We start from the raw sequence: 25,872 nt of genomic DNA, 5'->3' as shown, positions 1-25,872 counted from the left end.
CTAAACTAATGACTACAGATTTTATATATATTACGCTTGCAGATGATGATGAAGATGATAGATTATTTTTCACAGATGCTTTCAGTGAATTAAAAATTAATACCAAAGTAAATACTTTTAACGATGGAGTTGAATTGATGGATTATCTAAATAATAGTGAATCTGTTTTACCAAATATTTTATTTCTAGATTTAAACATGCCAAGAAAAAATGGTGTAGAATGTTTGTTAGAAATAAAACAAAATGAACGATTTAATGATATAGCAATTGCTATTTATTCTACATCATCATCAGAAGAACATATAGAAGAAACTTTTGTAAATGGCGCTAACATTTATATAAAAAAACCTAACGATTTCAATACTTTAAAGAAAATACTAGCCGAAGTGGTTACTTTAAACTGGCAATACCATACTTCTGGATTAAATAAGGATAACTTTTTATTGAGAATGTAATGTTTAAATACCTACAACTTTATAAATCCACAATATTTTTAAAAGTAATTTTTGTACTTTCAATCGCCATAATCTTTTTTATTGGTGGTATAACATTTAAACATATAACAGTTTTAAAAAATTCATCCATTTGGCTAAATAAAAGTTACGAAGTTAACACCGAATTAGAGCGTTTAATTTCATATATAAAAGATGCCGAAACTGGGCAAAGAGGTTATTTATTATCTAAAGATGATTCCTATTTACAACCTTACTATGTATCGAAAGACTTAGTAAAAGTATCGTTTGATAAGGTGTCACGTTTAACAAAAAACAGTAGAACGCAGCAAAGTAATTTGAAAAAATTACTGTATTACATCAACAAAAAACAGAACTATTTATCAAAATCACTCTATTTAATTAAGCAAAATAAAACGGATGAAATCGAGTTAAATAAAAATTTGATTGAGGGAAAAATTGCTATGGATTCTATTCGATATAAAATAGAAGACATGATGATAGCCGAGAAAAATCTTTTAAACGGACGGCAAAAAGCTTACGAAGACACGATGAGTTACACGCCAATATTCATTTACTTAACCTTATTAATCACTTTATTTTTAATTACAAGTGCATTTTTAAAAATGAATAATGATTTAAGTGTACTCAAAAAAGCCAATAACGTTCTTATGGTTAGCAATGAAGCTAATAATCTGGCAGAAATTGTAGGTAATTTTGGTAGTTGGCAGCTAAATATTGAAAATAACACTTACATTTTTTCCGATAATGAATATCGATTATTGGGTCACTTACCTCAAGAATTTGAAGCAAGTTTAGAATCGTTTTTAAAATTTGTTCATCCCGAAGATTTGGAGTTTGTAATTGAGAAAACAAAAAACATGTCTGTCGATAATAATCTTCCACCATTTACCTATAGAATTATAAGAAAAGATGGGCAAATAAGGTATTTTAGAGGTTTAGGTAGAATTGTAGAAAACGCATCGGGGAACAAGACTTTTATTGGAACTACAAGTGATGTTACCGAAGAAATTTACGATAAAAAATTAATTGAAGATCGAAACAGAGAACTTGAAACGACCAACAAAGAATTAACTGCTTTCAACTACATTGCTAGTCATGATTTGCAAGAACCACTGCGAAAAATTGAAACCTTTATTTCAAGATTAGTCGATAAAGATTTCAATAATATTTCTGAAACTGGACAACAATACATCACTAGAATTCAGTCGTCGGCAAGCAGAATGAGAGTATTAATTGATGATTTATTACAATTCTCAAGAACCAATAAAGCAGAAAAAGTATTTGAAAAAACAGATTTAAATAGTTTACTTGAAAATGCCAGACAAGAATTAGGTCAATTAATAGAAGATAAAAACGCTGTGATTGAGAATACCGATTTACCAATGTTAGACATAATTCCGTTTCAAATTCAGCAGTTGTTTGTTAATTTAATTGGAAACTCATTAAAGTACAGTAAAGAAAACGTTACACCGCTTATCAAAATTAAAAGTTCATTAATTGTTGCAAAAGATGAAGAATTACTACCTAAAACAAAAGATAAATTTTATAAAATAAGTGTAGAAGATAACGGAATCGGATTTGAACAAGAATATGCTAACAAAATTTTCATTCTATTCAACAGACTTCACAATAAAAATCAATTTGATGGAACCGGAATTGGTTTAGCAATTTGTAAAAAAATAGTCGAAAATCACAAAGGTTATATTTTTGCTGAAGGTCATCCAAATGAAGGATCGGTATTTACAATCTATTTACCTACAACTTAAAAACAGTAACTATGTCCAAATTTAAAACCATTATACAAGTTTTAAAAGATACTTTTGCCGGTTTTTTTGAGCATAAAATACTTAAAATGAGTGCTGCTTTGGCTTATACGACTGTATTTTCAATGGCACCATTATTATTAGTTGTTTTATTTTTATGCGATATTTTTTTAGGTCGTGAAGCAATTGAAGGTGCTATTTACAATCAAACCAATAGTTTTATCGGTCCAAATGCAGCACAACAATTGCAATTGATGATAAAAGGTTTGACAATTTCTAATGATAGCCATATTGCAGGAATTGTTGGTATTGTAATCTTAATTATAGGAGCAACATCGGTTTTCGCCGAAATTCAAGATTCTATAAATACTATTTGGGGAATTAGACCTAAGATTAAATCGGGATTTTGGTTGTATCTAAAATCAAGATTGCTATCCTTTGGTGTTATTGGAAGTTTAGGATTTATTCTTCTGGTATCGTTAGGATTTTCTGCATTGTTGGATTTTGCAAATGATAAATTATTTTCTGAATTCTCGACAGTTGGCGTTTATTTAATGAATATTGCAACAACGTTATTAACCACAGCAGTTATTACAATGCTTTTTGGATCTATTTTCACAATTCTGCCCGATGCCAAAATCGCCTGGAAACAAGTAAAAGTAGCTTCCATTACAACTGCAGTTTTATTCATGGTTGGTAAGTTTTTAATTTCCTATTATATTTCTAAATCCAATATTTCATCAATGTATGGAACTGCTGGATCGTTAGTTGTCTTAATGATTTGGGTATATTACTCTTCCGTAATTTTATATTTTGGGGCCGAATTTTCTAAATGTTATGCTGTAAAATTTGCCTCTCCAATAAAACCTTTAGAATTTGCAGAATTAGTTCAAGTTGTTGAAGTTCCAACCGATTCTAAAACAGTTCAAAAAGCAGATGAAGAAATTAAAGAATTAAAAAAAGCAGATGAAATAGAAATAAAGGTTAATAAAGCAAACCCTTCAGAAAAATAAATTTATTTTATAGAATAAGAAACAAAACTCTCCGTAACGAGAGTTTTTTTGTTTAAATAACTTTCATATGGAAATTCTGTAATTATTTATAAACATCCTATAACACAATAATTTCAAATCTGTTGCAACTTTGTAATGTAGATTATAACACGTTCTTTTTCAAGATTTACAAGTTCAATAGATGAAAATTCTATAACGATTTTGTAAAATGATATAACAACTAAATATCAGTAAAATTGGAACTTTGTAATGTAGAAAATCTATAACAACAAGATATATTCAACCAATATTAATTTAAAAAATCAACATCATGCAAAATTTACTTTACACAATCGCAATAATTTTAGTGATCCTTTGGGCTTTAGGATTTTTCGTATACAGTGCAGGTAGCATCATTCACATCCTTTTAGTGATAGCAGTTATAGCAATATTATTACGATTAATTAGAGGTCGCGGAGTATAATTCTTTAAAAAGTTTAATCTTAAAAAAAATGCTATGAAAGATAAAAATTTAATAATAGGATTACTTGGTGGAGTTGCCGTAGGAGCAGCTTTAGGAGTTTTATTTGCACCAGCAAAAGGAAGCGAAACGAGAAAAAAAATCAGTGACAAAAGTCATGATTTAAAAGATAGTTTAAAGGATACTGCTTGCAGAATTTCTGACAAAATATCTCAAACTGTAAGCAGTTTAAAAAATGAAACTCAAGATGTAATTGCTGATGCGAAAGAAATTTTACAGGAAGAAAAATCAAATCTTGATAACATAAAGCAAATCAATAAATCAAACATACTTTAAAACATAAAAAACTGAAAACATGAAAAACTTAATAAAATCAATCCTTACAGTAATGGCTGTAGCTTTTACTATTACAACAAGTGCTCAAGAAGCTGAAAAAAATTATGATCAAGGATTCCGTTTGGGAATTGGTATTAGTGGTGGACTTCCATTAGACGATCCGTATGATTTTAATTTAGGTGCTGATGCAAGGTTACAATATGATTTATCAAAAAAATATTCAATCACATTTACTACAGGTTTTAGCAACTTTTTTGTTTCTGGTGATGATAATGATTTAGGATATATTCCTGCAAAAGCTGGTTTTAAAGCATTTGTTCTTAAAGATCAATTGTATTTAATGGGTGAAGTTGGTGCAGCATTCGCTGTTACTAATGGATACGATAAAACATCACTTATATTAAGTCCAACTATTGGATATGCAACAAGTGCAATAGATATCAGTTTAAGATACGAACATTTCAATGACTTTCCTGTATTAGATGGAGCTTCTGTTGATACTGGATTAGGACTAATCTCTTTAAGAATAGCATACGGTTTCAAGTTGTAAAAAAAAAATCTAATGAAAAAGTTAATTAAAGCAACTGGATTACTTACAATTTTATTAGCTTTCGTGTCATGCACAAGTGAACAAGAAAAAAAAGCAGAACAGCTTACCGATAACTACATTCGATTTGTAGATTCGGTTGCGGCTATACCTTCAGATGAAGCAGCAGCTAAATGGAACGAAATTGAAAAAATTTACGATAAAAAAACAAATCAGTTAAATACTGAAGTAGATAAACTTGAGAACAAAACTGCCATCGATAAAAAAATCAACGAAGCAGAAGCAAGATATGAAAACTTCAAAATCTTAATCATAGAGAAAAAGGTAATTCTTGATGCTAACAATGAAGATTTGAAAGAAAAGAAAGTTCTTTTTGGAGCGGATTATGTAAGTGATAATTTTAAGTTTGAATGGGTAAATAAAGACAATATACTTGCTGTTTACGATCATTTTGTATCAACCGTTTCAACTTATAAAGACGCTTACTCAAGAGAAGATTGGGATGAAATTAAAATGCTCTATGAAGCATTAGACACTAGAAAAAACACGATTGAAAATGAAGGTTTAACTAGTTCAGACAATAGAAAAATTGCTATGTTAAAATTAAAATTTGCTCCAATGTTTACTATAAACAGAATGGGAGCGAAATCTAACGAAAATGCTACGGCAAAAAAATAAGGTTAAGTTTGAATTTTGTTTAAATTGGGGAAAGCCAGCGGAATTTATTTTCGCTGGTTTTTATCTTTCACAAAATATCAAATTGTATGTATAAAAAAAGCCAAACATAATTGTTTGGCTTTTATAATTCTATATGTTTAAATTAAAAAACTTCGCTTTCTTTAAGCTTTTCCATGTTGTTAACTAATTGAAGTTCGTCAACAAATTTCTGAATTTTTCCATTCATTACACCATCCATATCAAATACATCTAATCCAATTCTATGATCGGTTACACGACCTTGAGCATAGTTGTAAGTTCTAATTTTAGCTGAACGGTCACCAGAACTTACTTGAGAAGTACGTTTTGTAGCATCTTCTGCTTCTTTCTTAGCCAATTCTTGTTCGTATAATCTTGAACGTAAAACGTTTAATGCCTTATCTTTATTCTTATGTTGCGATTTCTGATCTTGACATTGTGCCACTAAACCAGTTGGAATGTGTGTTAAACGAACCGCCGATTTGGTAGTATTTACAGATTGTCCTCCAGGTCCAGACGAACAGAAAAAATCTACACGAACATCGTTCATATCAATTTGTACATCAAATTCTTCAGCTTCTGGTAATACCATAACTGTTGCTGCAGAAGTGTGAACACGACCTTGAGTTTCGGTTTGAGGAACACGTTGCACACGGTGAACACCAGCTTCAAATTTTAAAGTTCCATAAACATCTTCACCAGTAACTTCGAAAATCACCTCTTTAAATCCGCCAGAAGTTCCTTCATTCATATCAACAACCGAAGTTCTCCATCCACGCGCTTCACAGTACTTAGTATACATTCTAAACAAATCTCCAGCAAAGATTGATGCTTCATCGCCACCTGTTCCGGCACGAACTTCAACCATTACATTCTTCGCATCTTCTGGATCTTTCGGAATTAATAAAAACTTAATTTCTTCTTCTAATTCTGGCAAACGACCTTTCGCTTCGTCAAGTTGCATCTTGGCCATTTCAACCATTTCTGCATCACTTCCATCGGCTAAAATTTCGTTAGCTTCTTTAATATTAGCATCAAGAGTTACATATTCATCACGCTTCTCCATCAGGTTTTTTAAACCTTTATATTCTTGATTCAGTTGAACATAACGCTTTTGATCGCTGATTACGTCGGGTTGAATAATCAAATCCGAAATCTCATCGAAACGCTGTTTTACATATTGAAGTCTTTCTAACATTTTGTATTCTTTATTTGGAGTGCAAAATTACTAAAAAGTGTTCAGTAATCAATAGTGAGTTAACAGAAATTAAACACATTTTTTAAAAACACAATCAAACCAATTCATTTTCTTTTTTTTAGAAGCTATTTCCAGCTATTCACTACAATCTTTTATCTCGTTTAAAAAAACGAGATAAAAGGATTTTCGCTTCTATCTGGGCTAGTTGCCATAATTTTCATAATATTGTATAATCTTAAAATAAAAACATGAAATCCATTAAACCAATTTTAACCATATTCATACTATTTTCAATTTTACAATCGTGTAAAAATAAATCTCAAATTGAAGAAGCAAATTGGTTTATCGGTGACTGGGAAAATGCTAGTGATGAAGGAAGTTTTAGAGAAATCTGGACCAAAAAAAATGACAGTGTTTATTCTGGATTAAGTATTGTAGTTATTGAACAAGATACAGTTTTCTACGAAAATGTGAGTTTGGAACAAAAAAATGATTCTGTTTTTTACAATGTTTCTGTTAAAGGACAAAATAAAGACCAAGCCGTTTCGTTTTATTTAACCTCATCTGATAATGATAAACTTGTTTTTGAAAATCCAAATCACGATTATCCATCTAAAATAACCTATTCTAAAGTTTCGAAAGACAGTATTGTTGCTGAAATTTTTGGTTTAAAAGACGGAAAAAAAATAACAGAATCATTTCCGATGAGTAGAAAACAATAATTTTACATCACAAAAGAATGAAAAAGTTACATTTTATAGTTGTCGTTTCTGCAGTATTATTTTTGCATTCTTGTAAAAAGTATGACGCTAATGGTAAAGAAATTAAAGAATATGAAGAATTAAGCAAAGCCAATTTCTTACTTGGCGAATGGGAGAAAAAAGACAGCATAGGTGTTTTGAAAGAAAATTGGATTGCAATAGATGATAGCACATTTACAGGAACTTCTTATTTTATAATTAACGAAAAAGATACTATTCACAGAGAGTCGATGGAATTGATGCAAGATGGTGACTATTTAATTTATCGAACTACTATTAAAGGCGAAAATAAAGATGAATCGGTTCCTTTTCAAAAAATGGAGGAAAAAGATAGTTTGCTTGTTTTTACAAACCCTAAGCACGAATATCCTAACAAAATTTCTTACCAACTAAATAAAGATAAAAGCGTAAAAACTACAATTTCTGGCATTATAAAAGGTAAAAAAAGTAGCGAAACCTACACTATATCGCAAGCAACAGAATAAACTTCTATAATTAAATACCTTAAACCTTGAATTAATTTTTCAAGGTTTTTTTTATTTCTATTTTTCAGAAAACCAATCACTTAAAAAGAAACAATTGTTAATTATTTATATTTAGTCTAAATAAGTTTTGTAAATTCAAAACAGCAAATTATATTTGCCATTATTTTTAATTAATCTAAATAAGAATGAATAAATTTACAATTGTTGCCGCAATGCTATTGGTTACCCTTTCCAATTATGCACAAGAAAATAATGAGAAGAAGAAAGATTCTACTCAAGTATTGAAGGAAGTAATTATCAATTCCAACAAATACAAATACAAAAGAGAGAAAAGTACCACTGTTTCTAAAATGCCTTTAAACAATATTGAAAACCCACAAGTTTACAATACCGTTACAAGCGAATTATTAAAAGAACAAGTGGTTACAAACTTTAATGATGCTTTAAAAAATGCAACTGGAATAACGCGTCTATGGGAATCTACAGGTCGTGGTGGCGATGGAGCCGAATATTATTCAATGCGCGGTTTTGCAGTACAACCTACAATGATCAATGGTTTGCCAGGATTAAACAATGGTGCAATTGATCCAATTAATGTTGATAATATTGAGGTGATAAAAGGTCCATCGGGAACTTTGTATGGTAGTAGTTTAATATCATATGGCGGACTAATTAATATTGTTACCAAAAAGCCATATTCTACTTTTGGCGGTGAAATAAGTTATAATGCAGGAACTTATGGTCTTGATAGAATTACTGCCGATGTAAATATTCCGTTAAATAAAGACGTTTCGCTTCGAGTAACTTCTGCTCATCAAAATGAAGATTCATTTCAAGACGCAGGTTTTTCAAAATCGTTTTTTGTTGCACCATCATTGAGTTACAACGTAAATGATAAACTTTCGTTCCTGATAAATACCGAATTTACTAACAGAACTTCGGCAAATGCTCCAATGATTTTCTTAAATAGAAATGTTGATTTATCCTTCTTTTCAATGGACTTGTTTGAACAAAACTATAACAACTCATACACTACAAACGAGTTAACTATGAGCAATCCAACGTTTAATATGCAAGCTCAAATGTTCTATAAATTATCTAAAGAATGGACATCACAAACAGTTTTATCTCGAAGCAGCGCCAAAACAAATGGTTACTACCACTATTTATACGATGTAGGAAATGGTGATGAATTTACAAGATTTATTTCAAAAGCCAATTCTCAAACGCAAGGAACAGATATCCAACAAAACTTTATTGGTGATTTCAAAATTGGAAATCTAAGAAACCGAATGGTCGTAGGTTTTGATTATCTAAACTTAAATCAAAGAAATGCCAATGCTGGTTGGAGAGGATTTGGAACAGTTTCGTTAGCAAATCAAACTGACATATATGCAGATCCTATTTCTGGAGAAGTTAGTAATACAGAGTTAAGCCAAAATGCAGTTGATACGATTCTAGAAGGATCTTATGCTGGTATTTCAAATTCTGAAAATGAAGTAATTAGTGCTTACGTTTCAGATGTATTGAATATTACTGATAAATTATCAGTTATGGCAAGTGTTAGAGTTGATAGATTTATCAACAAAACTGAAGAAAGCTTTAATCAAACGGCGGTTTCACCAAAATTTGGAGCTGTTTATCAAATAATTGAAAACAAAGTTTCCGTTTTTGGTAATTACATGAACGGATTTAAAAACATCGCACCAGCAATTCAAGCTGACAATACAACCTACAAAAGTTTCAAACCAGAACACGCCAACCAATATGAATTTGGTTTAAAAACAAATCTTTACAAAGAAATTATTTCAGCAACAATTAGTTATTACAACATCGATGTTAAAGATAAAGTAATGACTGATCCTGTAACATTTATTAGCACTATCCAAGGAGGCGAAGTAAATAGTAACGGTGTGGAGATAAGTTTTACTGCCAATCCTATAAAAGGTTTAAACGTAATTGCAGGTTACAGTTATAATGACAGCGAAGTCACAAGAGATATTATTGATGATTCTTATTTAGGTCTAAGACCAGAAGAAGCTGGACCAAGAGCGTTAGTAAATTTTTGGGCAAACTATGCTTTCACCGATGGAAAATTAAAAGGATTTGGATTTGGATTTGGTGGAAACTATGCAAGTGAATATCAAGTTTTACACAGAAAAAACACTGGAACTTTCAAATTACCAGATTACACCATTTTGAATTCAGCGTTATCTTATAATACTGATAAGTTCAACATTGCATTAAAAGTAAATAACATTTTAAATGAAAAGTATTTTTCAGGTTGGTCAACCATTACACCGCAACGTTTAAGAAGTTTAACCGCTGGATTAACATACAAATTTTAATTATCAACTTCGGTAGTCATAATCTTGGCTGCCGAAGTTTTTCAATACACTTGTTTTCAAATGAAAAAACAAAAAAAGACTGGATTTAAATATTGGATTGGCAGACTTCATCTTTGGCTCGGATTATCTTCGGGCTTAATCGTTTTTATAATTTCTATCACTGGAGCTATCTATGTTTTTCAAGAAGAAATTACAAATTCTGTAAGAAGTGAGTCGATATTTCATCATGAGAAGAATATTACAAACAAAAATCCGCTTTCACTTACTGTTTTAGAACAAAAAGTAAACGAATATACTCAAGAGAAATATCCAGTTCATTGGGTGAATGTCCCAATTGATAAAAGCAGAAGTTATATTTTTTATTATTACGAACACAATCCCGACGGATGGAATTTTTACGAAGAATACATAATCTACAAATCAGTTTATGTAAATCCATTCACTGGCGAAATTAAAGGTGTTTATGATGAAACAACCGATTTTTTTAACATCATAAAATCCATTCACTTTAGTTTTATGCTCAATACAGAATGGGGAACTTATGTATGTGGAATTCCGACACTTATTTTCCTTTTCATGCTAATTTCTGGAATTATCCTTTGGTGGCCAAAAAATAAAAATGCTCGAAAACAACGTTTTACTTTCAACTGGAAAAACGTAAAAAATTGGAAAAGAAAAAACTATGATGTTCACAATATCTTAGGATTTTATGCTTCGTCGATAGCATTTGTTGTTGCATTTACTGGATTATTCTATGCGTTCTACTTTATTCAAGCGATTCTTTATTTTGTTTTTTCAGGTGGAAGCACAACCTATCCTGATTTTTCACATATCAAAACAAAAGCACCAATTGAAATAAGAAACGAGCATACGTTAGACAAAATAGGTAAAAAAGTCGAAGAATTATATCCTAATGCTTTTGGCTATAGTTTAGATTTTGGTCACGAGCACATTGACGATCATGAACATCCTAATTATGATGTTTTTGTAAAACAACTCTCCTATTCGTATCATGTAAATCACAGTTTAATATTTGATGAAAATTCAGGTGAATTATTACATGTTCGTTCGCACAACGATAAAAACTTAGGTGAAAAAGCAATTGCAGCTAATTATGATATTCACGTTGGAGCCATATTTGGAATTTGGACAAAAATTTTGGCGCTAATAATAAGCTTAATTTGTGCATCACTTCCAGTAACTGGGTTTTTAATTTGGTATGGAAGACGCAATAAAAAAGCTCAAAAACTAGAGAATTAAAACACAATTTAAAACCTTGAAAATTTATTCAAGGTTTTTTTTTACTCCTATTTTTCAGAAAACCAATTACTTAAAGCCGAACAGTTGTTAATTATTTATATTTAATCTAAATAAACTTTTTTAATCGAAATCTCGTACTTATATTTGCACCAGAAAATCAATATTATTTTTAATTATTCTAAATAAATGTTTAAATATACTTTCCTTTCAACCATCGCACTCCTATTTTGTGCCACAAGTTTTGCTCAAGAATCCTCAAATGACGATGACCTTTTAGCAATTTACGATACTATAAAAAATAAAAAAGGTGAAATTCTTAAAGAAGTTCAAATCACCGGAAACCAACAAAAAAATGCTTCAGTGATTAAATCGGGTATTAAACCAATGGATTTGCCACAAAGCGTTCAAGTAATTTCTGGAGCAGTAATTGAACAACAGCAATCAATTCGCTTAAGTGATGTTATTAAAAATGCAAACGGAGTTTATGTTGGTTCTGCTCGTGGTGGCGCTCAAGAATCTTTTTGGTCAAGAGGTTATGATATGTCTGCCAATAATATTTTTAAAAATGGTTTTAGATTTAATAGTGGTTCAATGCCCGAAGTTTCATCTTTAGAAAAAGTTGAAATTTTAAAAGGTGGTTCTGCTCTACTATTCGGAAATGTGGCACCTGGAGGAATCTTAAATATGGTTACCAAAACACCTCAATTTAAATTTGGTGGAGAAGCATCTATGCAAGCTGGAAGTTACAATTTCTACAAACCATCAATAGATTTATACGGACCTTTAAGCAACACCATTGCCTTTAGAATTAATGGTTCATACGAAAATTCAGAAAGTTTTCGTGATGTTGCAACAAGAGAACGTTACTATGTAAATCCGTCGTTTCTATTCAAATTAAGTCCGAAAACAGATATTACAATTCAAGGAGATTACTTAAATGACGATTGGACACCCGATTTTGGTACAGGAATGATAGGAACAACAATTGCTGATGTACCGAGAGATGCTTATTTAGGAGCAAGATGGTCTAATGGAAAAACGACTCAAGCAACAACAACTTTATTATTAAATCACCAATTTAACAACAATTGGAGATTGAGTTTTAATGCTTCATTCCAAGATTATCAAAGAGCTTCCGAAGGTACAGAACGTATCCAACCTGCAGCAGATGGAAATTGGAATAGACCTTTAGGAAAAAATAAAGCAGTTGAGCAAATCTATGCCAATCAAATAAGCCTACAAGGAAATTTCAACACAGGAAAAATCAAACATCAATTGTTCACTGGAATTGATACTGAAAAATCATTTGCTGATGCATATACTTATGTTTTTTCTCCGAATATTTATGATACGATAAATATTTTTGATCCCTCAACTTATGAAAACATAGATGAATTGCCAATTCCACTTTCAGAACTCACAAGAATTGTAAAAACAGAAACCAATCGTTACGGAATTTACGCTCAAGATTTAATTTCGATTACCAATAAATTCAAGGTTTTAGCCGGACTTCGTTATACAATTCAAGAAGCTAAACCAGTAACTTACAATCCTACAACAACGGTTGAAGCAGATAAAGTTGTACCTGGAGCTGTTAAAAACGATCGTGCATTTTCACCAAAAGTGGGATTAATTTACCAACCTAACAAGACAATTTCATTATTCTCAAGTTATTCTAATTCGTTTACTCCAAATACTGGTGGTGTAACTATTTTTAACGAACCTATTAAGCCATCTATTATCGATCAATTTGAAGCTGGTGTAAAAAAGGAATTCTTCAAAGGAATTTTAAGCACTAATCTTACTGTTTATCAAATTGTAAATAGTAATTTGGTTCAAACTGCTGAATTTGATGCCGATGGAAATGTGAATACAAATCCGCAAGTAAGAGAATTAAGCGGCGAAACTACAAGTAAAGGAGTTGAACTTGACATTATTGTTAAACCATCTGATGCATTTAATATCTTGGCTGGATACAGTTATAACGATATGAGATTTACAAAAACATCTGGTTTAGACGGAAGTTTTATTGAAGGCGATCGCGTTGCAAGAACACCTGCACATACTGCTAACTTGAGCTTTTTCTATACATTACAATCGGGTACTTTAAAAGGTTTATCTGTTGGAGCAATTGGTAATTACATTGGAAATAGAGTTGCCGGTTGGAACAATCAATATGATACTGACTCACCTGGAGGAATTTGGGAAAGAGAAATTCCACTTGAAGGTTATACAACTATTGACTTTTCATTGGGTTACAATTGGGATAAATTTTCAATTTTATGTAAATTATCGAACATTACAGACGAACTAAATTATACAGTTCACGAAAATTATAGTGTGAATCCAATTGCACCAAGACAATTTTTAACTTCTTTACGATACAAATTTTAAGACCATGATTTCACCATTAAAAGCTAGAAACCTTCATCGTGATTTGGGATATTTCTACATCGGATTAATTATTTCCTTTGCCTTTTCGGGAATATTAATGAACCACAGAGAACATTGGCATCCTGAAAAATATACTGTTGAAACGAAAGCTATTGCAGTAAAACTTCCGCCAGAAGAGGAAATTAGTGAAAAATATGCTGAAGAATTAGGAAAAAAACTAGGCATCGATGATAAAATTCGTCGTCACAATGTAAAGAAAGGAACGTTTAAAATCTCCTTTGAAAAGCACGACGTTGAAATTGATATGGAAACTGGAAAAGGCGAAATTGTATCGTTTGTAAAAACACCCATCATCAGTCAAACAATGAAATTACATAAATCTACATCCAATTGGTGGATTTATTACAGTGATATTTTTGGATTGTCATTAATTACAATTGCTTTTACTGGAGCAATTATGATTCCTGCTGGAAAATTCACTTTCAAGAAAAGAGGTTGGAAACTAGCACTCGCTGGACTGATAATACCTTTATTAATTCTTATTTTTGTTTAAAGTTAGAGAAGCTTCAAATTTATTTGGAGCTTTTTTTATTTCCCTAATTCCTTAATTTTATTCGAATAAAAAGCAGTTTTCTCAACATTATTTTTACTCTTATAATATAGTTCCAATGATTTATAAGAATTAATATAGGAAGGTTCAATTGCAATTGTTTTTTCAAATTGTTTTACCGCTTCAACTTCATTATTGTTTTTTAAATAGGTATTTCCTAAATTATATTGAATTCGATAATCGGCTGGATTTAATTCGATTGATTTTTTGTAATACTTGATAGCTTTTCCAAACTGTTGTTTTTCATCCGAAATCAATCCTAAAACAGCATAACTCATAGCATGATTTGGATTGGTTTTTGTAAAATCGAAAAGCATTTTTTCGGCTTTATTTTTATCACCATTTTGATAAAGTTTATAAGCTTCATCGTAAAGAGCAGTATTAATTGGAGTTGAAGTTTGTACCTGCGAAGAATTTGCGGCAACGATAGTTCCTTTTTTAAAATCAGCAACTAATTTAATGTAACTATCTACTTCAACATCATTAGGATAATCATTCTTTAATCGATTAAAATAATATTCGGCAGAATCTATATTTTTCAAATTAAAATGAGCTACGCCAATGTGTTTCAAATAAAAATCCTGAAGTAAGTTATCATTCTTTAGCAATTTAGAAAAAATAGTCAACGCATCTTGAGGTCTTCCACAATTAATATAACCAATTCCTAAATTTGCTTCAACAACCGGATTGTACTTGGCAATACTCCTAGCCTTCTCAAAATTAATTAGTGCTTTTTCACAATTTTTCAATTCCAAATAAGCAATTCCTTTTTGGATATAGGCTTCAATATAAATATCATATTGATTGGTTACCGTGTCAAGAATTTCAATAGATTTCAAATACAATCGTTTCTTTTCTAAAGTATCGGTTGTAGTTTTTGCTTCTTGATATAAAATCGCGGCATAATTATTTTGAACACGCAAACTCTTGGAAGATTGGTTATAATCATGCACAAATAAAGTTTCATTGTCTTTCCAATTGGCATTTCTTGTGATGGTTTTAAAGCTGTACAATGAAAGTATTGGAACTATAAAAAGCAATAAATAAACTTGCTTCAATTTCAATCGATTTACCAATTCGAATAACAAATAAACCAAAGCAATTACAAATCCTAAACTTGGTGTGAAAGCAAAACGCTCGGCAAAAGTGGCACCAATTGCAATGAAAAAATTACACGTTAATGAAAAAGTGATGAACATGAATACCATTCCAAAAGCTATTTTATTTTTCTTAATAATTCCTTTGTAAGTCAAAACTATTATTGAAATTATGGCAAGTAAACTCATCCAAACTTCGGGCGAAGCAAAACTTTTTTTACCAATATAATTCAATGAATAATCATAAAATAATGGATGTGGAACTAACATTTTGTAAAGATAAAATCCGACAATATAAATTCGGGTTGCCAAATTTTCAGCTGGATTCGAAATGCCAACCAACATATTATCTAATTCAGTCATTTGTGGCATTAAATTCATTCCTAAAATGATTCTTTGCAACATTAAATACAAAATTGCAGGAATTAAAAACAGTTTTAAATTCGCTAAAGCAAATGCTTTAAACCCTTTTTCTAAACTCAAATAGTAGTTTATAAACGGTAAAATTGCTATAAATAAAATCGCATTTTCTTTGGATAAAATGGCAAGAAAGTAAAAACTCAAACTAGCATACAACCACTTTTTTAAATTGGATTCTTTAAACTTTAGGAAACAAATAAGCATAATGGTTCCAAAGAGATAAGCCAAAATTTCATCTCTAGATTTGATATTAGCAACTACTTCTGTATGAATTGGATGTGCAGCGAAAAGAACAGAAACTGCAATTGCAATATTTCTATTTTTAAAAAGTTTCAGTAGTAAAATGAAGGTTAAAAATAATGCCAATGCATAATACAAAACATTCATTAAATGTAGATTGGAAGCCATTTTTGCTTCGTTATCATTTTTAAAAAACTGATAGTCTAAAGCAAAACTTAAACCAGTAATTGGTCTATATGGTTTGATATTTTGAGCTTCGGGAAGATTTTTCTCGGTGAATATTTTAGCAATTCCAGATAATCCAGAAGTTACTCCTTTGTCTTGAAATATGATTTTATCATCAAGAACAAAACCGTGATTTAAAGTATTAAAATAAAGTGCTACAGCAAATAATAATGGTACAAAAGCCCATTTATATTTTTGAAAAAAAGACAAATTATCAGTTGAAACAACCTCATTTTGAGCAGATTTATTTTTCATGTTTACCTATTAATTTTAACAAATATAATAAAGTAAATTCTATGATGAAATTTAAAAATCTGATGGTCGAATTTAATTAGTGTAATTTTTAAAAGCATAAATCCAAATCATCCGTGACAATCTAATATTGAAAAAACTCAATGTAAGAATTACAAAACCAATGATAAGCAGAATTCTGAAATCGAAAATTTTATCAAAAAACAAGGAACAGATAAAAAATGTTATCAAAGCCTGACCGACTGTAATAGCGTAATTAACGAACATTGCACCAAAAAAATAACCAGGTTCTTTTTCAAATTTATAATTACAATGACTGCAATGCGTATTCATTTTTGGAAATCCTATGCTAAAAAAGAAACTTTTATCGGCAAAGACTTTTCCTTTATTACAATTTGGACATTCATTTTTGAAAATGTGCGATAGCGTTGATAACATGATTAAAATTTTCTACAAAGTTATGTGCAATTTGTTTGAAAAACATTTTGTAAATTCGCTATTACTAATACAAAAAGGACATTTTAAAAAATGGGCAAACTTCCTATATATGGAATTTCTAATTTTAATTACAACACTGTAAATAGTGAATTGTATGTAAATACATTTAAAAATCATTTAACAGATCACAGTTTTATAGAAAAACCGCATCGTCATAATTTCTATCTATTAGTATTATTTACCCATGGAACTGGAATTCATGAAATAGATTTTGATCGATATAATATAAAAAGAGGAAGCTTATTTATGTTGCGACCTGGACAAATTCACAATTGGGAATTATCTGATGATATTGATGGATACATTGTTTTTTATTCGCAAGAAACCTATAATTTACATTTTGGAAATAAAAAAATTGAAGACTATTCTTTTTATCAATCGGTGAAATCAAGTCCTGAATTATTTTATGATGAAAAAGAACTTCAAGATATTGAGGTTTATTTCAATTTGATGAAAAAAGAAAGTGAATCGGTTAAATCAAAACAAAAAGAGGCGATTTTAAATTTGCTCGATATCATAAACATTGAAATTTCCAGAAAATATTTACCTGTGAACAATCACAAAACACCCATTTATAATCATAAAATAAATCAGTTTGAAAAATTAATTGACCTGCATTTTAAGTCTGAAAAATCGCCATCGTTTTATGCTTCCAAAATGAGTATTACGTTAAAGCATTTGAATAGAATTTGCAAAACAATTTTAAATAAAACAGCAACCGAACTAATTACAGAACGCGTAATTCTGGAAGCCAAACGACTTTTAATCGATCAAAATAAATCGATTAGTCAAATTGCTGATGAATTGAATTATGAGAACTACTCCTATTTTGCCAAGCTTTTCAAAAAAGAAACCGGAAATTCTCCAAGTGAATTTAGGAGGAATTTGATTTTATAAAAAAACCTCGCTTATTTCTAAACGAGGTTGCTATTTTCTATTTTCTTTTCTCTACTTTCATTCAGGAATATTCGCTAAAATTTCTAAGAAAAATTTCCAGAATTTTTGTGAAGACGAAATACTTGCTCTTTCATCTGGACTGTGCGCACCGTGAATGGTTGGTCCGAAAGAAATCATGTCCATTCCTGGATAATTCGTACCTAAAATTCCACATTCTAAACCTGCGTGACAAGCCACTACTTTTGGTTTATCGCCGTTTTGTTTTTCATAAATGGAAGTCAGAACGTCTAATATTTCCGATTTTGGATTTGGTGTCCAACCTGGATAGCTTCCGCCAAATTCTACTTCGCAACCAAATAATTCGTATGCTGAACGCAACGCATTTGCTAAATCAAATTTAGAACTTTCTACAGACGAACGCGTTAAATTTTGAATCGAAATTTCGCCATCTTTTACAATAACTCTTGCTATATTATTTGAAGTTTCTACTAAATCTTCCATATCTGGACTCATTCGGTAAACACCGTTGTGAGCTGTATAAATAGAACGAAGTAGACCTTCTTGAACTCCTAAATCCATAACTTTAGTAGGCAAATCTGATTTTTCGATTTCGATAGTCAAATTAGGCTCCATCACTTTGAATTCAGCTTTGATATCACCAATAATTTCTTGCATATCAAAGGCAAAAGCTTCATTATAAATTGCGGCAACAATCACTTTTGCAACGCTTTCGCGTGGAATAGCATTACGTAAACTTCCACCAGAAATTTCTGCAATTTGAAGTCCGAAATTCTCAAAACCGTCAAATAAAAGTCGGTTCATGATTTTGTTAGCGTTACCCAAGCCTTTATGAATATCCATTCCTGAATGTCCGCCATTCAATCCTTTTACGGTAATTGTATAACCCACAGAACCTTCTGGAGTTTCTTCTTCGTTGTATGCTCTAGTTGCAGTAACATCAACGCCACCGGCACAACCGATATCAATTTCGTCGTCTTCCTCTGTATCCAGATTTAAAAGAATTTCTCCTTTTAAAACACCTCCTTTTAAGTTTAAAGCACCGGTCATTCCGGTTTCTTCATCTATGGTAAAGAGCGCATCGATAGCAGGATGCGGAATATCTTTACTTTCTAAAACTGCCATTATTGCGGCTACCCCAAGTCCGTTATCGGCGCCAAGCGTTGTTCCTTTTGCTTTTACCCAATCACCATCAACGAACATATCAATTCCTTGCGTCAAGAAATCGAAATTAGTATCGTTATTTTTTTGGTGTACCATATCCAAATGTCCTTGTAAGACAATGGTTTTGCGGTTTTCCATTCCTAGAGTCGCTGGTTTACGGATGATTACATTACGGATTTCATCTTCAAAAGTTTCTAATCCTAAACTGGCTCCGAAGTTTTTCATAAACTCAATTACACGTTCTTCTTTTTTAGATGGACGTGGCACTGCGTTTAAATCGGCGAACTTGTTCCAAAGTTGTTTTGGTTCAAGATTTCTAATTTCTTGGCTCATTATGTTTGTTTTTTGCCACAAATTTCACAGATTTTCACAAATTTTGGAAACTGTTTAAAATGAAGCTCGATTTATAAAATTATTTTAAAAGACAAAGTTACAAAGTTTAATTTCTTTGCGAATTGATTTGTGATTATATTTACATTTCTAATTTTGATAATGAAAAGAAAATACATTCTCCCAATATTTTTACTATTTCAGATTTTATTTCTGAAGATAATTGCCTTTTTTCCTGAAGCGGTTGAACGCATTTACAGCAACGGATTATACATTTTTATTTCAAAAATTTCTCGAACAGTTTTGGGTAAAATTCCGTTTTCGGTTGGAGATGTAATTTATGGAGTATTAATTATTTATTTACTGATTCAACTTTGGAAAACCAGAAAATCGTGGCGATTGCAATGGAAAAATAATTTACTGAAAATTAGTAGCGTTTTGTCGGTGGCCTATTTTCTGTTTCATTTTTTGTGGGCTTTTAATTATTATAGAGTTCCTCTTTTTGAAAAAATGAGCATTAAACGAGAGTATTCTGATGAAGATTTGTATGCTTTTACAGAAAAATTGATTTTAAAAACAAATGAAATTCAGTTTCAAATTACAAAAAATAAAAATCTAAAAGTTACTAATTTATATTCGCAAGATTCTATTTTTAAGATGACTCAAAATGGATATGATGCTTTGGCGAAAGAATATCCGTTTTTTAAGTATGAAACTCCAAGCAGGAAAAAATCGTTGTTTAGTTTACCGTTGACTTATATGGGATTTGGTGGTTATTTGAATCCGTTTACAAATGAAGCTCAGGTGAATTATAAACTTCCGATGGTTGGTTTTCCGAATGTTATTTGTCATGAAATGGCGCATCAAATGGGTTTTGCAAGTGAAAGTGAATGCAATTTCATTGGGTTTTTGGCTTCTGTAAAAAACGAGGATTTATATTTTCAATATTCAGCATATTCTAATGCTTTGCGTTATTGCATGAATAATATTGGCATGAAAGATGAAGCAAAATTCAATTATTTTAAAGCTCAAATTAATCTAGGAATTCTAGAAAATTATAAAGAAACTGATGCTTTTTGGAAACAATACGATACTTTTATTGATAAAGGTTTTCATGCTTTTTACGATCAGTTTTTAAAGATTAATCAGCAACAGGATGGCATTGAAAGTTATAGTAAGTTTGTGGATTTGTTGATTAATTATTATGCAAATAAATCGCTATAATTTTTTTTAGATTAGATTATTAGTAATTTAAAATAACCGCAAATTCACAAATTTATTTTTATAATCTATTAATTACAATTTGCGAATTTGCGGTATATAATTTTAAACCTCGTCAGAAGTAAAAGTCACAAAACTTCTCTTTTTGAAAGGTCTTACAATTAGTCTTCCTTCTCTGTCAAAACGAACGTAGTTGTATACCCAATTTAGAAAAACTACAGCTTTATTTTTGAATCCGATTAGTGAAAAAAGGTGTACAAACATCCAAACGAACCATGCGAAAACTCCGTTGAAATGGTATTTTGGTAAATCCACAACGGCTAAATTTCTTCCTATGGTTGCCATGGAACCTTTATCGTTGTATTCGAAGGGTTTCATTGGTTTATTGTCTATTAATTTTACCAGATTTTCTCCTAATAAATCACCTTGCTGTAATGCCGGTTGCGCCATCATTGGATGACCTTGAGGATATTTTTCGCTTTCCATTGAAGCAATATCACCAATGGCAAAAATATTATTATAACCAACTACTTGATTGAATTGATTTACACGAATACGTTCTACTTTTTCTACAAGAGATTTAGAGTCTAAACCTGCTACTTTTGCGCCTTGAACTCCAGCTGTCCAAATTACAGTTGCGGTTTCAAAAGTTAAATCGGAGTTGGTTGTGATGGTTCTTCCGTCGTAATTGGTTACGCGAACATTTTTGTGCACAATTACGCCTAAATCCACCAAGAATCTTTCGGCAGCTTCAGATGATTTTTCAGACATTGTGTTTAAAACTCGATCGCCACTTTGAATTAGGTTTATTTCCATTTTAGAAATATCTAAATCGGGATAATCTTTTTGTAGAATGGCTCTTTTCATTTCGGCAAGTGCGCCTGCAAGCTCTACTCCTGTTGGTCCAGCACCAACAAGTACAAAATTTATTAATGCGTTTTTATCAGCTTCGTTTGTTGTAAGAACTGCTTGTTCAAAATTTTCTAGAATCAAACTACGAATGTTTAATGATTGCGGAATGGTTTTCATTGACATGGAATTACGTTCGATTTCTTTGTTACCAAAATAATTGGTTTTGGAACCGGTTGCAATTACTAAATAATCGTAGTGTAAATCGCCAATTTCTGAAATTATTTTTTGATTGGGCGTATCGATTTCTTTTACAGATGTTAATCTAAAATAGAAATCTTTGTATTCTTGAATTACTTTACGGATTGGATACGCTATAGAACCTGCTTCTAATCCGCCAGTGGCTACTTGATATAGAAGTGGTTGGAACGTGTGGTAATTATGTTTATCGAGTAAAACAACTTGTAGGTTTTTGTTTCTAAGTTTTTTGGCTATTGATAAACCTGCAAATCCGCCACCGATGATGACTACTCTTTTTTTATCTGAATGTGGAATGTTCATTGTAGAATACTATTTATCTGAAATACAAAGTTAGTTGTTTTTGATTGTAAAAGTTGTTTAAAAGTTTATGAGTTTAACAGTTTAAATGGTTTTGAAAATAGTGTTTTGAAAATCTGATTTTAGGTAAGACGATTACAGTTTAGCCCTGATTGGAGCAGTTACCTTGTAACGCGGAAAGCAGGAATAGGGTTTATAGAAATGCGCAAGTGATTCGCTCCTTCAAAAATCAACTTCAAAAAGCAATCTCAAAAATCAATGCTAAATAAAACACTTTAAAATTATAATTGACTTGTTATTGACCTTTTGTTCATTTTTGAAGTTGAAATTTGACTTTTGAAATTGAAATTGATTTACGTATCTTGTAACAAAATCTAGTAAAGGTTTACTAACGTATATATGAGCGAGAATTTGGAACAGACGTTTGTGCAGCAATTGCGTGAAAATCAGAATATAATCCACAAGATTTGTAGGTTGTACACATCTGATGGTGATGCGCATAAGGATTTGTTTCAGGAAATTACGATACAATTATGGAAGGCTTTTCCGAAATTTCGTGGTGATTCTAAATTCTCGACTTGGGCTTATCGAGTTGCTTTAAATACCGCCATTACTTTGTACCGAAAGAGTACGCGAAGTGTTTCTACAGTGGAGTATGAAAAGCATAGTTTTTTTATTAGTCAAGACGAATATAATAGCGAAGAAGAAGAGCAGATAAAGTTGATGTATCAAGCGGTGCATCAGTTGAATGATATTGAAAAGGCATTGGTTTTCATGTATCTCGAAGATAAAGATTATACAGAAATTGCCGAAACATTGGGTATTAGTGAGGTTAATGCAAGAGTTAAAATGAATAGAATTAAAGGGAAATTGAAAAAAATATTAAATCCGTAAGGCTATGATGGAAGAATTGGATTTATTAAAAAAAGACTGGAAAAAGAACGAAAATTCTTTTGAACAGGTATCGGAAGTGGATATTTATAAAATGTTACATAAGAAATCGTCTTCAATTGTGAAGTGGATATTGATTATTAGTATATTAGAAGTACTACTTTGGACAGGAATTAGCTTGGTATACAACTCAGATGAATATTTTATTAAAACACATAGTGAGTACTTGATTGAATATTTTAAATATTTGACTATTTTCAATTATGCTGTTGTGGCTGTGTTTATCTATATGTTTTACAAAAATTATAGAGCTATTTCTACCATAACATCAACGAAACAATTGATGAAGGATATTTTGAAAACAAGAAAAACAGTACAATATTATGTTTGGTACAATCTTGGAATGATGGTAGTTAGTATGATTATTGGTTTTGCGCTTGTTTTTACTGTAGATCCAAAATTGCATGAATTGACCTCCAAAGGTAATGCGATGATTTTTATGGTTGCATTTTGTACCATTTGCATAATTATCTTCGTTGGTTTATTTTGGCTATTTTACCGATTAATTTATGGAATATTACTTCGAAAGTTATTTAGAAATTACAATGAATTAAAGAAAATTGATTTATAAAAAAAAGTCTCGTTAATAGCGAGACTTTTTTATTAATATTCCCACTGGCGTAGGCGATTAAGTTTTTCTTGTTCTTCAATTTCTTCTGCAGGAATTACTTTCAAAAATGACGGATGTTGCTCTATAGCATATTCCACTTTTTCAACTATTTGTTCGATGGTTTCATTTTCATAGTCAATTTCGAGCGGTTCTTTTATTATAAATGATTGAAGAATGTTTTTCTTTTTAAGACGAAGCCCTTTTTTATCAAATGATCGACGAAAACCATCGATAACAATTGGAACAACAATTGGTTTGTGTTGCTTGATGATGTGGGCTGTTCCTTTTCTTACGGGTTTGAAAGATTTGGTAGTTCCTTGCGGAAAAGTGATTACCCAACCGTCGGCAAGAGCAATTTTGATGTTTTCGGTATCGTTTGGATTTACTTCTCTTTTTTCAGTTACGTCTTTTCCTCCTGCTCTCCACGTTCGTTCAACTGTTATTGCACCAACATAGGATAAAATTCTTGGGAGCAATCCTGCTTTCATTGTTTCACTCGCTGCCACATAGTAAACATTCATTTTTGGTTGCCACAAATAACCCACATTTTTGATGTTATCTTCTCTACCCGAGAGACTCGCGTTAAAAACATGAAACATGGCTACAACATCGGCAAAATATGTTTGATGATTGGAAATAAATAGCACATTTTTATCAGGTAAATTTCTAATAATTTCCGATCCTTCAATATGCAATTCATTAAATCCACGATAACGTCTATGAGTTATCACACCGAAAATTCGGATAAGCCATTTCTTAATAAAAAGTATATGTCCAAAAGGATTTCGTTTAAATAATCCCATAATATTCAGTAGAAAATTGAAAGGCAAACTTACAAAAATTAAAATTTATAGAACCATTTTCAGTACATCTTTTAACTCATTTAGCATCATTGCAGTTGCACCCCAAACAGAATGTTCCTCTATTTGAAAAATTGGAACATCAATTAATTTAGAGTAAGAAGTCTCTAAATTTTTACTACTGATAATAGAATCGTCTAACAGAGTTGACAACGGTAATTCTATTATTCCTGCAACTTCCTCTTGTTGAAGTGTAAACGTTAATTCTGATTGTGATATTCCTAAAAAAGGAAACACCAAAAAATTACTTGGCGGAATATAAATAGATGAAAAATCTCTAATAACATGAATATCATTGGGATGAATACCTATTTCTTCATGTGTTTCTCGTAAAGCAGTCTGTTTCAAATCAAAATCAATATCTTCCACTTTTCCACCAGGAAAAGCAATCTGTGAAGAATGAACTCCTGGGTAAGAATTCCTAATAATTAATAACAAATGTGTAATGTCATTTTTTGGATAAAACAACATCATTACAGCAGCTTTTCTCACAGAGCTAATATCATAACTATCTTCCTCCATCATTTTAACTCTTTCCAAAGGTGCCATTTTAATATGTGAAGAAATAGAAGGTAATTCTACATTCATAACATTTGGTATTGCATTAAAAAACAAATTGAAATTCATAGTTAATAGTTCTAATTATTTATAAATTTACCAAAAAAAACACAACAAACCCAAAAATTAAATTCTACATGTACAGTAAAGAAGAAAGTTTAAAAATTAAGAAAGAATTTTGGGTACAGTTTGCAGAAACATACCCAAGAAAATGGCTTTTATATGATACAAAGATAAAAGATGTAACTTTCAAATTCTATGTCGATAATAAAAAAGCAAAAGTCCTATTAGATATCGAACCAAAAGAAGAAGAAAAAAGAAAAATATATTTTGAAAAAATTGAATCTCTTAAAACTATTTTATTAGACGAATATTTACCTGATGCAATTTTAGAACGAAACCATTATCTAGAAAATGGTAAGATAATAAGTAGAATATGGATTGAAAAACTAAATGTAAGTCTAAACAATAAAAACACTTGGAACGAAATATTCGATTTTTTTAGTCAAACAATGACACAATTCGAAACATTCTTTTTTGAATACGAAGATTATATAAAAGACTTAGAGACCAATACTTAGTAATCTTTTATTTTGGCGTGCCCCAAGGGTCGTGCTATCCGCTCTATCTTTTCTTTTTTTAAGAAAAAAAGAAAAGGATGCCGCTACTATCACTCACGCAACCGCGTATAAAACAACAATTTTTAATAAATAGAAAATTTTAAACTACTAAGTGGACCAGTTTTACAAATTCAAATTAACATTTCACCATAATTTA

25 protein-coding genes are annotated in these 25,872 nt (G+C 30.8%); 18 read left to right on the top strand and 7 right to left on the bottom strand.

What is annotated here, in order from left to right; translation table 11 throughout:
• The first annotated feature begins 8 nt into the window (after positions 1–8).
• From LG45_RS03010 to LG45_RS02985, 7 genes are all read left to right on the top strand, one after another.
• A complete protein-coding gene (locus LG45_RS03010; RefSeq protein ID WP_035124313.1) occupies positions 9–455 on the top strand; it encodes a response regulator in 447 nt (148 codons plus the stop codon).
• The gene (locus LG45_RS03005; protein ID WP_035124311.1) at positions 455–2,242 is read left to right on the top strand and encodes a sensor histidine kinase; all 1,788 of its coding nucleotides are present in this window, start codon (positions 455–457) and stop codon (positions 2,240–2,242) included. Before LG45_RS03010 ends, LG45_RS03005 begins: the two co-directional genes overlap by 1 nt.
• Positions 2,243–2,253: 11 nt before the next feature.
• Positions 2,254–3,252, top strand: coding sequence for a YihY/virulence factor BrkB family protein (locus LG45_RS03000; protein WP_052087469.1), 999 nt, complete (start codon positions 2,254–2,256; stop codon positions 3,250–3,252).
• 310 nt (positions 3,253–3,562) lie between these two features.
• Positions 3,563–3,715, top strand: coding sequence for a lmo0937 family membrane protein (locus LG45_RS16335; protein ID WP_106387436.1), 153 nt, complete (start codon positions 3,563–3,565; stop codon positions 3,713–3,715).
• A gap of 33 nt (positions 3,716–3,748) precedes the next feature.
• Positions 3,749–4,048 carry a YtxH domain-containing protein gene (locus tag LG45_RS02995; RefSeq protein WP_035124309.1) on the top strand — a complete coding sequence of 100 codons (300 nt, stop codon included), beginning with the start codon at positions 3,749–3,751 and terminating at the stop codon, positions 4,046–4,048.
• Between the two features lie 19 nt (positions 4,049–4,067).
• Positions 4,068–4,598, top strand: coding sequence for a hypothetical protein (locus LG45_RS02990; protein WP_035124308.1), 531 nt, complete (start codon positions 4,068–4,070; stop codon positions 4,596–4,598).
• Positions 4,599–4,610: 12 nt separating this feature from the next.
• Entirely contained in the window at positions 4,611–5,273 is a 663-nt protein-coding gene (locus tag LG45_RS02985) for a hypothetical protein (protein ID WP_035124307.1), read from the top strand.
• 142 nt (positions 5,274–5,415) lie between these two features.
• Here LG45_RS02985 and prfA read toward each other — a convergent pair whose 3' ends face one another.
• The gene (gene prfA, locus LG45_RS02980; protein WP_035124306.1) at positions 5,416–6,489 is read right to left on the bottom strand and encodes a peptide chain release factor 1; all 1,074 of its coding nucleotides are present in this window, start codon (positions 6,487–6,489) and stop codon (positions 5,416–5,418) included.
• Between the two features lie 248 nt (positions 6,490–6,737).
• On the opposite strand from prfA, the gene LG45_RS02975 reads away from it, so the two are divergent.
• From LG45_RS02975 to LG45_RS02950, 6 genes are all read left to right on the top strand, one after another.
• Complete coding sequence (locus LG45_RS02975) at positions 6,738–7,211, top strand: DUF6265 family protein (protein ID WP_052087468.1); 474 nt, start codon at positions 6,738–6,740, stop codon at positions 7,209–7,211.
• Positions 7,212–7,228: 17 nt separating this feature from the next.
• Positions 7,229–7,735, top strand: coding sequence for a DUF6265 family protein (locus tag LG45_RS02970; protein ID WP_035124305.1), 507 nt, complete (start codon positions 7,229–7,231; stop codon positions 7,733–7,735).
• A 185-nt stretch (positions 7,736–7,920) separates the two neighbouring features.
• Positions 7,921–10,083, top strand: coding sequence for a TonB-dependent siderophore receptor (locus LG45_RS02965; protein ID WP_035124304.1), 2,163 nt, complete (start codon positions 7,921–7,923; stop codon positions 10,081–10,083).
• A 60-nt stretch (positions 10,084–10,143) separates the two neighbouring features.
• A complete protein-coding gene (locus LG45_RS02960; RefSeq protein ID WP_035125310.1) occupies positions 10,144–11,343 on the top strand; it encodes a PepSY-associated TM helix domain-containing protein in 1,200 nt (399 codons plus the stop codon).
• A gap of 186 nt (positions 11,344–11,529) precedes the next feature.
• Positions 11,530–13,737, top strand: coding sequence for a TonB-dependent siderophore receptor (locus LG45_RS02955; protein ID WP_035124303.1), 2,208 nt, complete (start codon positions 11,530–11,532; stop codon positions 13,735–13,737).
• A 4-nt stretch (positions 13,738–13,741) separates the two neighbouring features.
• Complete coding sequence (locus tag LG45_RS02950; protein WP_035124302.1) at positions 13,742–14,290, top strand: PepSY-associated TM helix domain-containing protein; 549 nt, start codon at positions 13,742–13,744, stop codon at positions 14,288–14,290.
• Positions 14,291–14,325: 35 nt separating this feature from the next.
• Here the strand turns inward: LG45_RS02950 and LG45_RS02945 are convergent, their stop codons facing one another.
• Both LG45_RS02945 and LG45_RS02940 read right to left on the bottom strand, forming a co-directional pair.
• The gene (locus LG45_RS02945) at positions 14,326–16,584 is read right to left on the bottom strand and encodes a tetratricopeptide repeat protein (protein ID WP_035124301.1); all 2,259 of its coding nucleotides are present in this window, start codon (positions 16,582–16,584) and stop codon (positions 14,326–14,328) included.
• Positions 16,585–16,656: 72 nt separating this feature from the next.
• Entirely contained in the window at positions 16,657–16,914 is a 258-nt protein-coding gene (locus LG45_RS02940; RefSeq protein ID WP_240471810.1) for a DUF983 domain-containing protein, read from the bottom strand.
• Between the two features lie 195 nt (positions 16,915–17,109).
• On the opposite strand from LG45_RS02940, the gene LG45_RS02935 reads away from it, so the two are divergent.
• On the top strand, positions 17,110–17,976 hold the full coding sequence (locus tag LG45_RS02935) for an AraC family transcriptional regulator (protein WP_035124299.1): 867 nt from the start codon (positions 17,110–17,112) through the stop codon (positions 17,974–17,976).
• A gap of 57 nt (positions 17,977–18,033) precedes the next feature.
• Here LG45_RS02935 and LG45_RS02930 read toward each other — a convergent pair whose 3' ends face one another.
• Complete coding sequence (locus LG45_RS02930) at positions 18,034–19,491, bottom strand: aminoacyl-histidine dipeptidase (RefSeq protein WP_035124298.1); 1,458 nt, start codon at positions 19,489–19,491, stop codon at positions 18,034–18,036.
• 159 nt (positions 19,492–19,650) lie between these two features.
• On the opposite strand from LG45_RS02930, the gene LG45_RS02925 reads away from it, so the two are divergent.
• Positions 19,651–20,712 carry a DUF3810 domain-containing protein gene (locus tag LG45_RS02925; protein ID WP_035124297.1) on the top strand — a complete coding sequence of 354 codons (1,062 nt, stop codon included), beginning with the start codon at positions 19,651–19,653 and terminating at the stop codon, positions 20,710–20,712.
• 102 nt (positions 20,713–20,814) lie between these two features.
• Here LG45_RS02925 and LG45_RS02920 read toward each other — a convergent pair whose 3' ends face one another.
• Positions 20,815–22,119: an NAD(P)/FAD-dependent oxidoreductase gene (locus LG45_RS02920; protein WP_035124296.1), complete on the bottom strand. Its 1,305-nt coding sequence runs from the start codon at positions 22,117–22,119 to the stop codon at positions 20,815–20,817.
• A 396-nt stretch (positions 22,120–22,515) separates the two neighbouring features.
• On the opposite strand from LG45_RS02920, the gene LG45_RS02915 reads away from it, so the two are divergent.
• Both LG45_RS02915 and LG45_RS02910 read left to right on the top strand, forming a co-directional pair.
• Positions 22,516–23,010, top strand: a complete 495-nt coding sequence (locus tag LG45_RS02915) for an RNA polymerase sigma factor (RefSeq protein WP_035124295.1) — start codon at positions 22,516–22,518, stop codon at positions 23,008–23,010.
• A 4-nt stretch (positions 23,011–23,014) separates the two neighbouring features.
• Complete coding sequence (locus LG45_RS02910; protein WP_240471803.1) at positions 23,015–23,638, top strand: hypothetical protein; 624 nt, start codon at positions 23,015–23,017, stop codon at positions 23,636–23,638.
• A 32-nt stretch (positions 23,639–23,670) separates the two neighbouring features.
• On the opposite strand, the gene LG45_RS02905 is transcribed toward LG45_RS02910, so the two are convergent.
• Both LG45_RS02905 and LG45_RS02900 read right to left on the bottom strand, forming a co-directional pair.
• Positions 23,671–24,480 carry a lysophospholipid acyltransferase family protein gene (locus LG45_RS02905; protein ID WP_035124294.1) on the bottom strand — a complete coding sequence of 270 codons (810 nt, stop codon included), beginning with the start codon at positions 24,478–24,480 and terminating at the stop codon, positions 23,671–23,673.
• A gap of 45 nt (positions 24,481–24,525) precedes the next feature.
• Positions 24,526–25,164: an NUDIX hydrolase gene (locus LG45_RS02900; RefSeq protein ID WP_035124293.1), complete on the bottom strand. Its 639-nt coding sequence runs from the start codon at positions 25,162–25,164 to the stop codon at positions 24,526–24,528.
• A 68-nt stretch (positions 25,165–25,232) separates the two neighbouring features.
• Here LG45_RS02900 and LG45_RS02895 point away from each other — a divergent pair, with 68 nt between their 5' ends.
• The gene (locus tag LG45_RS02895) at positions 25,233–25,676 is read left to right on the top strand and encodes a DUF4268 domain-containing protein (protein WP_035124292.1); all 444 of its coding nucleotides are present in this window, start codon (positions 25,233–25,235) and stop codon (positions 25,674–25,676) included.
• The last annotated feature ends 196 nt before the right edge of the window (positions 25,677–25,872 follow it).

The sequence above is a fragment of the Flavobacterium aquatile LMG 4008 = ATCC 11947 genome (assembly GCF_000757385.1).
Lineage (GTDB): Bacteria > Bacteroidota > Bacteroidia > Flavobacteriales > Flavobacteriaceae > Flavobacterium > Flavobacterium aquatile.
Note: the sequence above shows the minus strand (reverse complement) of the source record. Positions and strands in the feature narration are given on the sequence as shown.